At 51.2% G+C, this 13,944-nt stretch carries 11 protein-coding genes and 1 tRNA gene; 7 read left to right on the top strand and 5 right to left on the bottom strand.

Features of this window, described 5'->3' with window-relative positions; translation table 11 throughout:
• Nucleotides 1-193 precede the first annotated feature (193 nt).
• The 3 genes from EDD53_RS12495 to EDD53_RS12490 form a co-directional block, all read right to left on the bottom strand.
• Nucleotides 194-613: a GlcG/HbpS family heme-binding protein gene (locus EDD53_RS12495; protein ID WP_123793750.1), complete on the bottom strand. Its 420-nt coding sequence runs from the start codon at nucleotides 611-613 to the stop codon at nucleotides 194-196.
• Between the two features lie 601 nt (nucleotides 614-1,214).
• Entirely contained in the window at nucleotides 1,215-1,349 is a 135-nt protein-coding gene (locus EDD53_RS15060) for a hypothetical protein (protein WP_281277955.1), read from the bottom strand.
• 400 nt (nucleotides 1,350-1,749) lie between these two features.
• A tRNA-Arg gene (locus EDD53_RS12490) sits at nucleotides 1,750-1,826 on the bottom strand.
• 273 nt (nucleotides 1,827-2,099) lie between these two features.
• Here EDD53_RS12490 and EDD53_RS12485 point away from each other — a divergent pair.
• The 7 genes from EDD53_RS12485 to EDD53_RS12455 all read left to right on the top strand — a co-directional run bounded on the left by EDD53_RS12485 (nucleotide 2,100) and on the right by EDD53_RS12455 (nucleotide 11,954).
• Nucleotides 2,100-3,149 carry a LacI family DNA-binding transcriptional regulator gene (locus EDD53_RS12485; protein WP_123793748.1) on the top strand — a complete coding sequence of 350 codons (1,050 nt, stop codon included), beginning with the start codon at nucleotides 2,100-2,102 and terminating at the stop codon, nucleotides 3,147-3,149.
• Nucleotides 3,150-3,273: 124 nt separating this feature from the next.
• On the top strand, nucleotides 3,274-5,121 hold the full coding sequence (ilvD, locus tag EDD53_RS12480; RefSeq protein ID WP_123793746.1) for a dihydroxy-acid dehydratase: 1,848 nt from the start codon (nucleotides 3,274-3,276) through the stop codon (nucleotides 5,119-5,121).
• 227 nt (nucleotides 5,122-5,348) lie between these two features.
• Nucleotides 5,349-6,602 (top strand): sarcosine oxidase subunit beta family protein, encoded by a 1,254-nt coding sequence (locus EDD53_RS12475; RefSeq protein WP_123793744.1) that lies wholly within the window; start codon nucleotides 5,349-5,351, stop codon nucleotides 6,600-6,602.
• A 10-nt stretch (nucleotides 6,603-6,612) separates the two neighbouring features.
• On the top strand, nucleotides 6,613-6,915 hold the full coding sequence (locus EDD53_RS12470; RefSeq protein ID WP_123793742.1) for a sarcosine oxidase subunit delta: 303 nt from the start codon (nucleotides 6,613-6,615) through the stop codon (nucleotides 6,913-6,915).
• Nucleotides 6,912-9,920 (top strand): sarcosine oxidase subunit alpha, encoded by a 3,009-nt coding sequence (locus EDD53_RS12465; RefSeq protein ID WP_123793740.1) that lies wholly within the window; start codon nucleotides 6,912-6,914, stop codon nucleotides 9,918-9,920. The genes EDD53_RS12470 and EDD53_RS12465 overlap by 4 nt, the downstream gene beginning before the upstream one ends.
• Nucleotides 9,917-10,468, top strand: coding sequence for a sarcosine oxidase subunit gamma (locus EDD53_RS12460; RefSeq protein ID WP_123793738.1), 552 nt, complete (start codon nucleotides 9,917-9,919; stop codon nucleotides 10,466-10,468). Before EDD53_RS12465 ends, EDD53_RS12460 begins: the two co-directional genes overlap by 4 nt.
• Nucleotides 10,469-10,544: 76 nt before the next feature.
• Entirely contained in the window at nucleotides 10,545-11,954 is a 1,410-nt protein-coding gene (locus EDD53_RS12455; protein WP_123793736.1) for an L-serine ammonia-lyase, read from the top strand.
• Nucleotides 11,955-12,042: 88 nt separating this feature from the next.
• Here EDD53_RS12455 and choV read toward each other — a convergent pair whose 3' ends face one another.
• Both choV and choW read right to left on the bottom strand, forming a co-directional pair.
• A complete protein-coding gene (gene choV, locus EDD53_RS12450; protein WP_123793734.1) occupies nucleotides 12,043-13,065 on the bottom strand; it encodes a choline ABC transporter ATP-binding protein in 1,023 nt (340 codons plus the stop codon).
• Nucleotides 13,062-13,895: a choline ABC transporter permease subunit gene (gene choW, locus EDD53_RS12445; protein WP_123793732.1), complete on the bottom strand. Its 834-nt coding sequence runs from the start codon at nucleotides 13,893-13,895 to the stop codon at nucleotides 13,062-13,064. The genes choV and choW overlap by 4 nt, the downstream gene beginning before the upstream one ends.
• Between the last annotated feature and the right edge of the window lie 49 nt (nucleotides 13,896-13,944).

Genomic DNA, 13,944 nt, shown 5'->3' with positions numbered 1-13,944 from the left:
CTGGATATGTTATCGTTAACATCTTGCTATCCGCCTCGTTGTTTTCTGTCAAGCAACGAATTCTTAGCAAAATAAAATGCCGATCAAAACCGCGCTTTGCCTTTGAAATTACTATGTATATTTTTGGCAACCAGAGACACTACCAAGCGCATAATATGAGGCGCGATTATACTCTTGTCACAACAACCAGCACTCAAACCGTTTGCGCACCAATCGCACCAAGGGCGGCTTGAGCCACCTCAATGTCCTGCGCGCCACTTCCAGAACCAACACCGATTCCCCCCAGTAAAACGCCTTCTACGATGATCGGCAAACCACCTTGTAAACCAGTCATTGCGCCTTGAGTTGCAGCGGCAATGGGGGCCCGTACAAGGTCGGGAAGCACATCGCTGGCTTGCCCAATAGATGCCGCAGTCAGCGCCTTGGACTTGGCGGACTTCAGGCTCAGAAATTTGGATCCTGTCATACGCATTTGCGCAACCACACACCCGCTAGCGTCAACGATAACGATGCATTGTGGTTGACCCATTTTTTCTGCCTGAGAGATCGCTGCTTCAAGCATCCGAAGCGCACCGCGGTGGGTCAGTATTTTGGTTTGTGTGACAGCATCCATCTGAGCACTTCCTTCAATTAGGTGTCGAAATTAGTTTGCATTGCTACGGTGCGCATCGATGTATCGGTTGGTCAATCACGAACCCTAAGGCCCATATGACACGAGCGATTTTGACGGATTAGTCATGAAAATGTCACCGAGACCAACAGTGCTGCTTAAAAACTTTAGAGGTATTGCTAATCAAGCGGCTGAGGTGAAAACGCAAGTCTCAAAGTATTTCTAGATCTCGTCTTTATGGGCTTCCCAGTCTGGGCGATCTTTATGGAACATCACCTCATACCCAAAATAGGTAATGCCCTCGCACCCAAAATTACCACCAATTCCGGATTTATTGCCCCCCCCGAACGGACCATTGCCATCCTATACGGAAGGCCCGTTCGCATTGATATATGCTGTAGCCTGCTTCAATCTGGTGGGCGAAGCCAACAGCACGGCCCGTGAATTCCGACCAAAGCGAGAGTTCCAACCCGTGAAAACGATCCGAGTTCTCTGGTCGCCGCGATTTTGGTTGTAGGTAACGCAAAGTGATGTGCCTGACCTCCTACGTTGCAGGCATCATACAAGGCACCTCGTCATGCAATGCGACAGCGATCTGGTTTAGTTAGTCTTCGGTTTGAAACTGCGGCACTGACACGCCATCCCACAAGGCATTCAATTGAATCTTGGCCGCGTCTGGCAAATGGTTCATCCGAGAAAGGATTGGATCATTGCCATGATCAACACGTCCCGCGGTCATCCGCTTCCGTTTCCTTAGCGCGCAGGGTTTCTTTGAGGTGATCACCCACTTCTCTAACTCGCGGGAGTTCGTCGACAAATTTTAAAGAGCAGAATGGGATCGGTGTTTTCGTGAGGGTCTTGGCGACATCCATCAAAAGTGCTGCCAAACGGCGACGTCAATTGGTCCAGGCGTTTGCCTCCAGAGACTTTGAATGAAGGCTCCGGAACCTAGTTGTTTCTTAGAAAGGGAATAGGAGACTGACTGTCAAATCAGCGTCGAAAATGCGTTACTAAATGCTGACAAGCTTTAGGATTATTCCAGAATTGTGCATTGTATTAAATCAATAAACATGCCCGATTTCTGGATTGTTCCACGAACTTTGTGCACGCTTCTGCTTTTTCGGGCATTCAGGTAATTTTGGTGACCCCGGCAGGATTCGAACCTGCAACCTGCCCCTTAGGAGGGGGCTGCTCTATCCAGTTGAGCCACGGGACCACGGGTCTGTTTTACCTAGCAATGATAAGAGTTCAAGGCGGCGAAAACTAATTTTTGTATGGGTGAAGTAAGGGGGAGCGAATTTGGCCCACCACTCCCCCTTTAAATCCGAGATCGCACTGAGACTTTAGAGAGCTTGCAGGACGATTCGGATATTTGCACGGGCAAAACATATATTCTGACCTGTTAGCGTTAACATAGCGCGATCTCTCCGCATGGACAAGGCCGATTTTCCATGTACTGTAAGCGTAACAATATTCTGGAGACCAAACCATGACTCAAGTGCCTATCCAACCCTTGCCCAAAAGGCCCTTGACCCTACGAGATGTGTCCGAAGCTTCAGGTGTTTCGGAAATGACTGTGAGCCGCGTTTTGCGAAATCGCGGAGATGTGTCAGATGCCACGCGCGAAAAGGTTCTCACCGCCGCACGTGAGTTAGGATATGTGCCTAATAAGATAGCTGGCTCACTTGCATCGTCGCGCGTCAATCTAGTGGCGGTGATCATCCCGTCGCTGTCAAACATGGTCTTTCCCGAGGTTATGACTGGTATCTCAGAAATCCTTGACGACACAGAACTGCAACCAGTTGTGGGCGTCACCCATTACAAGCCCGAACGCGAAGAAGCCGTTTTGTATGAAATGCTGTCTTGGCGTCCCTCTGGCGTTATCATCGCGGGACTTGAGCATACGGACGCCGCCAAGGCGATGCTTGGGGCAGCGGGTATTCCTATTGTCGAAATCATGGATACAGATGGGTCGGCTATTGATGCCGCTGTCGGCATTTCCCACCGCCGCGCTGGGCGCAAAATGGCGAAAGCCATTCTTGACGCTGGCTATAAGAAAATTGGCTTCCTTGGAACTAAAATGCCCCTTGATCACCGAGCCCGCAAACGGTTCGAAGGATTCACAGAAACATTGGCCAAAGCCGGTTTAGAAGTGGCAGATCAAGAATTTTATTCTGGAGGATCTGCATTGGCCAAAGGGCGCGAAATGACCGAAACTATTTTGGCACGCACACCCGACTTGGATTTCCTATACTACTCCAACGACATGATTGGCGCTGGCGGCTTGTTGCATTGTTTGGACAAAGGTATCGACGTACCTGGTGAAGTGGGATTGGCAGGTTTCAACGGAATCGAATTTTTAGATGGCCTTCCCCGCCAATTAGCCACGATGGATGCGTGTCGTGTTGAAATTGGCCGCGAAGCTGCGCGCATTATCGCCAGCCGCGCGGAATCCCCCGAAACGGGCGGCAAAGAGTTGATATCGCTAGAACCCTCGCTTGATTTCGGTGATACGTTAAAACGTCTCAAAAAACTCTAGCAAATTTGGACCACTTGCTCGTCTGGAAATTGCGGAACGAAGCGGTTATATAGCTGCCAAACAGCGCGCAGCCTAAATAGGTTCGGCGCGCTTCACCCTTTGTGAATACGAAAGTTAGCACACCATGCCTCATTATAAATCACGCCGCTCAACCCATGGTCGCAATATGGCTGGTGCGCGCGGACTATGGCGCGCAACAGGCATGAAAGATGGCGATTTTGGCAAGCCTATTATCGCTGTTGTGAATTCTTTCACGCAGTTTGTACCTGGACATGTTCACTTGAAAGATTTGGGGCAAATGGTTGCGCGCGAAATCGAAGATGCAGGTGGTGTTGCTAAAGAGTTCAACACGATTGCCGTGGATGACGGGATCGCGATGGGTCACGACGGGATGCTTTATTCGCTGCCCTCACGCGAATTGATTGCGGATTCTGTGGAATATATGGTCAACGCGCATTGTGCGGATGCGATGGTTTGTATTTCCAACTGCGACAAAATTACTCCAGGCATGATGATGGCGGCCATGCGCCTGAACATTCCTGTGATCTTTGTATCTGGTGGACCGATGGAAGCGGGCAAAGTCACCATCGACGACCTTGAGATGAACAAGGTCGATTTGGTTGACGCCATGGTTGCCGCCGCTGACGATAGCTTCACCGATGAGCAAGTTCAGCATATCGAAGAAAACGCCTGTCCGACCTGTGGATCTTGTTCAGGTATGTTCACCGCGAATTCAATGAACTGTTTGGCCGAAGCGCTTGGCCTTGCTTTGCCCGGAAATGGTTCAACTTTGGCCACGCACATCGACCGCAAACGCCTGTTCTTGGAAGCAGGTCGTAAGATCGTTGAGATCACAAAAGCGCATTACGAAGACGAAAAACCGGGCCTCTTGCCGCGTGACATTGCGAGTTTTGAAGCCTTTGAGAATGCCATGTCGCTGGATATCGCGATGGGCGGGTCAACGAATACAGTGCTGCACCTTTTGGCGATTGCTCACGAAGGTGGTGTCGATTTCACTATGGCCGACATGGACCGATTGTCGCGCAAGGTGCCGTGTCTGTGTAAGGTTGCCCCGAACACGATCAACGTCCACATGGAAGACATTCACCGCGCGGGTGGTATTTTTGGCATCTTAGGTGAATTGCACCGTGGCGGGTTGCTGCACGGCGATGTACCGACTGTGCATTCCGACACAATGGCACAGGCTATTTCCCAATGGGACATTAAGGTCGCAAATACGCCTGAAACTGATTCATTTTACCGCGCCGCCCCTGGTGGCGTGCGCACGACACAAGCATTTTCTACGAACAACCGGTACAAAGAGCTGGATTCAGATCGTGAAAACGGCGTTGTGCGCTCGGTTGAACATGCCTTTTCTAAAGATGGCGGCTTAGCTGTTTTATTCGGCAATATCGCTGAAAACGGCTGCATTGTGAAAACCGCTGGCGTTGATGAAAGCAATTTGACCTTTAACGGTAAGGCGCATGTGTTTGATAGCCAAGACGATGCGGTTGATGGCATTTTGACCCGCAAAGTTGAAGCTGGTGATGTGGTGGTCATTCGCTTTGAAGGCCCGCAGGGCGGACCTGGTATGCAGGAAATGCTGTACCCTACATCTTATTTGAAATCCAAAGGCTTAGGCAAGAAATGCGCCTTGCTTACGGATGGTCGTTTTTCAGGCGGCACGTCCGGCCTGTCTATTGGCCACGTCTCACCTGAAGCGGCTGAAGGTGGCTTGATTGGCTTGGTACAAAACGGGGATCCGATTGAAATCGATATTCCGAACCGCTCTATCAAACTTGCTATTTCTGATGCAGAGATCGCAAAGCGCCGCGAAGCTGCAGGCCCCCTTCCGTGGGGCCCCGCAAAAGATCGCCCACGCTTTGTGTCGACAGCCCTCAAAGCTTATGCAGCGTTTGCATCCTCGGCTGCTACGGGCGCGGTGCGCATACTGCCAAACGATAAAAAATAGTACTGTTTATTGAAGCGTTAGAACGCCGCTCCTATACGGGGCGGCGTTTTTTGTGGCATCACACGACACCCCAAATATCCATAGTTAAGGTGGCGCCCCGATGTCAGATTTTGGCTGTGCCAACATTGAAATGACGTTGATCTTCTTCGGTAGTGTCGCAAAAGTTCAATGAGCATGACAGATTGGGGGGTAGAGTTTCCTAGAGATCTTGTCTGTTAGGGACCGCCATGACGCGCTTCAACGCTTTTAACCTTCTTAAAAATGCTGTCTCGAGCAATAAAAACTGGACAGAGCAGTGGCCAGACAGTCAGCCCAAAGACGAATACGATGTCGTTATTGTTGGGGCTGGCGGGCATGGACTGGGCGCGGCCTACTATTTAGCCAAAGAGCACGGCATCACCAATGTCGCTGTCATCGACAAAGGTTGGCTTGGCGGTGGCAACACTGGACGCAACACGACCATTATTCGGTCAAATTACCTGTATGATGAAAGCGCTAAACTATACGATCACTCTGTCGATCTATGGGAAAACCTCAGTCAAGAGTTGAATTACAACGTCATGTATTCGCGCCGCGGTGTTTTGATGTTGGCGCATAATGTCCACGATGTTCAAAGCTTTAGTCGTCACATTCATGCGAACCGATTGAACGGCGTTGATAATCGCTGGCTCACACCTCAGGAATGTAAAGACTACTGTCCACCCTTGAGTATTTCGCAACATGCCCGCTACCCCGTTATGGGCGGCGCTTTGCAAGAACGCGCAGGTACAGCGCGCCATGATGCCGTGGCATGGGGTTACGCAAGAGGCGCAGCAGCACGGGGTGTTGATATCATCCAGAACTGTGCCGTAACGGCCATTCGTCGCCATCCTGATGGATCCGTTGCAGGTGTTGAAACCGCAAAAGGGTTTATCAAAGCCAAGAAGGTCGCCGTCTCAGCCGCGGGACATACGTCGGTGGTTATGCAAACTGCCGATGTTCGATTGCCGCTGGAAAGCTATCCTTTGCAAGCGCTCGTGTCGGAACCCGTAAAGCCGATATTCCCCTGTGTGGTCATGTCGAACGCTGTGCACGCCTATATCTCGCAGTCCGACAAAGGCGAATTGGTCATTGGCTCTGGCACAGATCAATACACGTCCTATTCGCAACGTGGCGGCCTGCCCTTGATCGAACACACCGTCGCTGCGATCACCGAAATATTTCCAATGTTCAACCGCATGCGCATGCTGCGCAAATGGGGGGGAATTGTTGATGTGACGCCCGACCGGTCTGCCATTATTTCTAAAACGCCCGTGCCAAACCTATACGTCAACTGCGGATGGGGCACTGGCGGGTTCAAAGCTACACCCGGCGCTGCCCATACATTCGCCTGGACCATCGCCAAAGATACGCCGCACCCAATCAACGCACCCTTCACGCTAGAGCGCTTCCAAACGGGCCGCTTGATTGATGAAGCAGCTGCCGCTGCTGTGGCTCACTAAGGATATATCGATGCTTTTGATCAATTGCCCCTATTGCGAAGAAACCTTGCCCGAAGCTGAATTTGTCTACGCAGGCGAGGCGCATGTCCTGCGCGCCGAAACGCCTTCGGAACTCAGTGATCAAGACTGGGCAGAGTTTTTGTTCATCCGTCAAAATGTCAAAGGCGTGCATTTCGAGCGCTGGCGTCATTTTCATGGCTGCGCGCGTTTTTTTAATGCAGCACGTGACACGGTCAGCGATAAATTTTTGATCACCTATAAAGCTGGTGAACCACGCCCCAATTTGACTGAACTCGCGGGAGATGCAACATGACCACTTACCGCGTCGCAGGCAAAGGCCGCGTTGATACAGGGCAACCCGTCACATTTACCTTTGATGGAAAACGATTTGAGGGCTGCGCAGGAGACACGGTTGCCTCTGCTTTGTTGGCAAATGGCGTGCACCTGATGGGACGCTCGTTTAAATATCACCGCCCGCGTGGACCTGTAACTGCGGGATCAGAGGAACCGAACGCTCTGATAGGCACGCGTCGTGGAGCGGGTCAATTTGAACCCAATACCCGCGCAACAGTTCAAGAGATCTGGGATGGGTTGGAGACGACTTCGCAAAACAAATTCCCCAACCTTAAATTCGACATCGGGGCGATAAATGATTTCGCCTATATGCTGTTTTCAGCAGGGTTTTATTACAAGACATTCATGTGGCCTAAAAACTTTTGGCACAAAGTCTATGAACCTTTTATTCGCAAAGCTGCGGGTCTAGGCGTGTCACCAACAGAAGAAGATCCTGACACCTATGCGTCACGCAATTTGCACTGCGATGTTTTGATTGTTGGCGCAGGCCCAACAGGTTTGGCAGCAGCGCGTGCAGCAGCGGTTGGCGGCGTAAACGTCGTTTTGATTGACGAAAATGTGGAATGTGGTGGAACACTTTTATCAAAGCCCAATGCCGAAATAAATGGGATGCCCTCTTGGGATTGGCTTGCCGCAGAACTCGTGAGCCTGCGATCCCTTGGGGTTAAAATCATGACCCGCACGACTGCAATCGGGTATTATCATCAAAATATGATCGGAATGGTTGAAAAGCTAACAGATCATCTCAGTGACCTTCCTAAAGACACGCCACGTGAACGCATGTGGCACGTGCGTGCCAAGCAAGTGATTTTGGCTCAAGGCGCATTGGAAAAACCTTTGGTGTTCCATGGCAACGACAGGCCGGGCGTCATGCTTGCTGGCTCTGCGCAAACCTATTTAAATCGTTACGGCGTGCTTGTTGGAAAACGCCCAGTTATCATTACCAGCCATGACAGCGCGTGGGACGCAGCTTTTGATCTGGCTGATGCTGGCGCAGATGTTCGCGCAATTGTAGACACGCGTGAAACTGTCGATGAAGAGTTGCAATCCCAAGCCCGAATGCGCGGTATCGGGATGAAACTCTCCCACACAGTCACAGCCACTTCGGGCCGTTTGCGTGTTTCAAGTATTCGCGTAAATCCTATTGATGATGGCAAGGCAGGAGATGGTTTAATCATCCCATGCGATGCACTTTTGATGTCCGGCGGCTGGACGCCCTCTTTGCATCTGTTTTCGCATACCAAAGGCAGTTTGACATGGAATGAGGATCAAACCACGTTTTTGCCAAAGGATACACCTGAGGATTGTACAATCGCAGGCGCCAGTCGCGGCCTTTGGGGGATAGAAAACGTGCTGATCGACGGCGCGTCAGCAGGCGTCAAAGTGGCGATGGCGCTAGGAAAAGAAAGCCAAACACGCCAGCATAAAGTTACGCATGATCGCATTGGGTCTGGGGTTTCGCAGATCGAATTGCCAACAGATAAAAGCAGCGGCAAAGCCAAAGCCTTTGTTGATTTTCAAAATGATGTCACTGCCAAAGACCTTCGTCTTGCAGTGCGCGAAGGCATGAGATCCATCGAACATGTTAAACGCTATACCACCAATGGGATGGCCACGGACCAAGGCAAGATGTCCAACATCAACGGACTGAATATCGCGGCAGATGCCTTAAACAAACCCCAGCCGCAAGTGGGATTGACCACATTCCGCCCCCCTTATACGCCCACAACATTCGGCGCCTTCGCTGGCTATCATCGCGGGGATCATTTCGAGATCACGCGCAAGACGCAGATCGACAGTTGGGCCCAAGAAAATGGTGCGGTTTTTGAACCTGTCGGCCAGTGGCGCCGCGCGCGCTATTTCCCCAAACGTGGCGAAGACATGGACACGGCAGTAGGTCGCGAGTGTCGCACAACGCGCGCGCATGTGGGGATCTTTGACGCTTCAACTTTAGGAAAAATCGAAGTGGTCGGCCCTGACGCAGTCGAATTTATGAACCGCATGTACACCAATCCGTGGACAAAACTTGCAGCAGGCCGATGCCGCTATGGTTTGCTTTTAGGGGATGACGGTTTCATCCGTGATGATGGGGTTATAGGACGCATGTCCCAAGACTGCTTTCACGTCACCACGACCACGGGCGGTGCTGCACGTGTGATGAATATGATGGAAGACTACCTGCAAACTGAGTGGCCTGATCTTGATGTCTGGCTAACCTCGACCACCGAAAATTGGTCTACGATCGCTTTAAACGGTCCAAAAGCGGCTAAGCTTCTGGCGCCACTTGTTGACGGTGTTGAACTTACCGAAGATGCCTTTCCCCACATGTCTTGCGCGGAATGTACTGTTGCAGGTATGCCAGCGCGCCTGTTCCGCGTCAGCTTCACAGGTGAAATCGGATTTGAGATCAATGTCCCCGCCCCAATGGGCCGCAAGCTTTGGGAAACCCTATGGCAAGCGGGGCAAGAGCACGGCATCACTGCATATGGCACCGAAACCATGCACGTTTTACGAGCTGAAAAGGGCTATATCATTGTCGGCCAAGACACGGATGGAACTGTCACACCCTATGACGCAGGAATGGGGTGGGCCGTTGCAAAGACCAAGAAAGACTTTGTGGGAATGCGCGGACTTATGCGTCCTGATTTGGTCGCCTCAAACAGGCGTCATCTTGTTGGACTACTGACCGAAGACGGCACCAAGTTAGAGGAAGGCGCGCAAATTGTATTTGATCCACACCAAGCCATCCCGATGACGATGGTGGGTCATGTCACATCCTCGTACCACTCAGACGCGATGGGTCGCCCTATCGCACTAGCCTTGGTGGAATGCGGTCAAAACAGGATGGGCGAAACCGTCTATATTCCCATGCCCGACCGCACTATTGCCGCAAAAATCACATCGACGGTGTTTTTCGACCCCAGCAATAGCCGTGTGAAAATCCCCTCAGGAGAGATGCTATGACGCATACTATCGCCACCTCTCCCGCTGGTTTATTGTTCGGCACACAGGGGGTGCAAATCAGCCGCATGCCTCCCAAGGCGCGCCTATCCTTACGCTCACGCAATGCCAACCTTATGGCACTTAGCAAAGCAATTGGCATCCCAGTACCCACGAAAATTGGCGCATGCGATACTAAAGGCGGCACAGAAATCTTATGCCTTGGCCCTGACGAATGGTTGGTGTTGAGCGATGTTTCTGATCACATTGCCGAGGCTTGCGAAAAATTATACGCGTCAGTCCCGCACAGCCTTGTAGACATTTCTCACCGCGAGGTGACATTCAATATATCCGGCCCGCAAGCGACCGAGCTTTTGACACTGGGTTGGCCACGTGACCCAGCGAGCCTTAGGGTTGGCGAGGGGCGGCGAACGGTCTTTGATAGCGCGACAGTGGTGCTTTGGCGCGATGCCGAAAATGCCTACCGAATGGATGTTTGGAATAGCTTTGCAGACCACCTGTTTCAATTTTTGCAGCACGGATGTCGAGAGCTCGCAGCACAAGCATATTGACCCAAGGCGCAGAGTCTTTACTCATGTAGCACTTGCGTGAGCGCCCAAGGCGCTAGCACCTACAAAAGGAATGCACATGTTTCTTTCGGTCTTCGATATCTTCAAAGTTGGCATTGGCCCGTCATCGTCACATACGATGGGGCCGATGATCGCGGCTGAGCGGTTTCTAAATGATCTCCGCAGTGGCGTTGATCGCATTCCAGGCGCTGGGGAGTTGTATGGGCTTAGCGCAACTTTGCATGGTTCACTCGCCTATACAGGCAAAGGCCATGCCACAGATCGTGCCGTCATATTGGGGTTTTGCGGCCAGCGCCCAGATACGCTGGATCCAGATCAGGCTGAAGAATTGGAACGAAATGTACGCGAGACGTCTCAGGTCACTCCCGATGGATTGCCCCCACTTAAATTTGCGCCCGACGCAGATTTGATTTTTGACTTTGGGCCACCTTTGGAAGGTCACGCCAACGGCATGGTGCTGCGCGCCCATGATCAGGCTGGCAATATCTATTATGTGCAAACCTACTATTCTATCGGGGGCGGTTTCGTCGTGACTGCTGCGGAGATGGCAGGGCAGCGCGCTTTGCCAACAGCGCCAGATAAGCGAGACACAGACAAAGTGTTTCCCTATTCATTTAGCAGCGCGAAAGACATGCTTTCGATGGGAGCCGCCGCAAATTTATCGATCGCGCAAATGAAACGGGACAATGAAACCGTTCTGCATGGCGCGGCTCTAAACGATAAAATTGATAAAATCTTGGCGACATTTGATGAATGTATTGAACGCGGCCTATCCAAAGACGGCATCTTACCTGGTGGCTTGCAGGTCAAGCGGCGCGCCAAGTCAATTTATGACAAGCTACAGTCTGAAAAGGGGCATAACCAAGCGCAACCGCATCAAGTGAATGATTGGCTGAGTGTCTATGCGATGGCCGTGAACGAAGAAAATGCAGCAGGCGGGCGTGTAGTCACATCCCCTACGAATGGTGCTGCGGGCGTTGTGCCAGCTGTTTTGCGCTACTACCGCGATCATTGCATTGGAGCGACCCAAGACGGGTGTCGCGATTTGCTTTTTGTAGCAGCGGCCATTGGTGGGATCATCAAGCACAATGCATCAATTTCTGGCGCCGAAGTAGGTTGTCAGGGTGAGGTTGGCTCCGCTGCGGCAATGGCTGCGGCGGGGCTTTGCGCGGCTCTGGGCGGGACCAATACGCAAGTTGAAAACGCGGCTGAGATCGCGCTTGAGCACCACCTCGGCATGACCTGTGATCCCGCCGCGGGACTGGTGCAAGTGCCCTGTATTGAGCGCAATGCTCTTGGTGCCATCAAAGCTGTTTCCGCTGCCTCTTTGGCGCTGCGCGGCGATGGGGACCACTTTATGCCACTCGATAATTGTATCCAAGTCATGCTGGAAACAGGGCGAGATATGAATTTGAAATACAAAGAAACATCCACTGGGGGCATTGCGGTGAATCTGCCTGAATGTTGAAAATTGCCACAGTCATGAAAACGCCTCGAACACCCATATAGGTAAATTCGAGGCGTTATACATTTTTGCAGTCAAAGTGCGGGCCGGCTTAGTTTTTCAAAGCCAACTCTTTAAGTACACTTTCTTGGCTGACCTCGCCGATAACTTTACCATTTTTGGTCACACCGACAGAGCCTTCGTATTCAACCAACAAAGCAATCAAATCTTTGATTGGCATATTGGATGACACTGTTTTGGTATATTTACCCTTTTTAACTTCGACCGCGTCTAGAGCTGTCAAAACACCCAACGGGTTCATGTGATTTACGAATTCTTGCACGTAATCATCCGCAGGGTTGGTGAAGATTTCTTTCGGAGAGCCACATTGCACAATGCGTCCGCCTTCCATGATGGCAATTCGGTCACCCAGTTTGAATGCCTCGTCCAGATCGTGACTAACGAAAATGATCGTGCGCTTTAGCTTTTGCTGCAGCTCAATCAATTCATCTTGCAAGTGATTACGGATCAAGGGATCAAGCGCCGAAAACGGTTCATCCATCAAAAGGATCGGTGCGTCTGTGGCGAATGCCCGCGCTAGACCGACACGTTGCTGCATGCCGCCTGACAGTTCAGATACTTTGCTGCCAGCCCAATCAGACAGGTTCACCAGCTCAAGTTGTGCGTCAACTTGGCGATCATAGTCTGCTTTTGGAACGCCTGCGAGCTCTAACCCAAGGCCCACATTTTCACGTACTGTACGCCAAGGCAAAAGACCAAACTGCTGAAATACCATGGCAACCCGCGATTGACGCAGGCTGCGCAAGTCGGTGGCGTTTGCGTTTGTAACGCTTACCATATCGTTACCGTTGTTGATGCGCACTTCGCCACGCACCACAGGGTTCAGGCCGTTTACCGCACGTAACAAAGTGGATTTCCCTGAGCCTGACAGACCCATGAGCACCAAAATCTCGCCCTCTTTCACATCCAACGAACAGTTATGTACCCCCAGAACTTGGTCTGTTGCATCTTGGACTTGTTTACGCGTTTTTCCCGCATCCATTTCGGGCAAGGCAGACTTAGGAATGTCACCGAATACAATGGATACATTGTCGAAAGTTACTGCAGTTTTCATTTGCGTTCGATCCTCATAACTCGGTCCAACATGATCGCCAAAACAACGATAACAAAGCCACTTTCAAACCCTAAAGATGTGTTCACTTGGTTCAACGCGCGTACAACCGGCACGCCAAGGCCATCCGCGCCCACAAGAGCGGCAACAACAACCATAGACAAAGACAACATGATAGTTTGGTTCAAGCCTGCCATGATTTGCGGCAAGGCGTAGGGCAGTTCAACTTTCCAAAGCGTTTGGCGCTTTGTGCCACCAAAGGCTTGAACCGCTTCCAACAAAGGTTCTGGCGTCGAGCTGATCCCAAGATGGGTCATGCGAATTGGCGCAGGTAGAACGAAGATCACCGTAGCCAGCAAGCCCGGCACCATACCGATACCAAAGAAAACGATGGCAGGAATCAAATATACAAATGTCGGTAGGGTCTGCATCAAATCTAAAATTGGCTGAACGATTTTGTAAACTCTTGGGCGATGCGCTGTGAAAATACCGATTGGAACGCCTATGGCCATACAGACCAAACAGGCTGACAAAACAAGTGTCAGACTTTCTGCTGTTTCTTCCCAATAGTCTTGGTTGAGGATAAACAAAAACCCGAGGGCCACGAAAAGACAAATTTTCCAACTGCGCTGCAACAACCAAGCGATAACCACAAAGCCAAGAATTGTTACAAGCGGTGGAGGGGTAAGCATAACCCAAAGAAGCGCGTCAATGATAGCTTCACCACCATCCGCAATTGTATCAAAAAACCCCTGCCCCACTTTTTGAAGCCAATCAAAAATATGGGCTGCGGTTTTGCCGATAGGAATTTTGTTCTCTGTAAGCCAGTCCATGAATAGCCTCTCTAGACGGTCTAAAGCTTGGGGTTTTGAACCTCACCAA

This window comes from Pacificibacter maritimus (genome assembly GCF_003814915.1).
GTDB lineage: Bacteria > Pseudomonadota > Alphaproteobacteria > Rhodobacterales > Rhodobacteraceae > Celeribacter > Celeribacter maritimus.
This window is presented reverse-complemented; position numbering and strand designations above follow the sequence as displayed.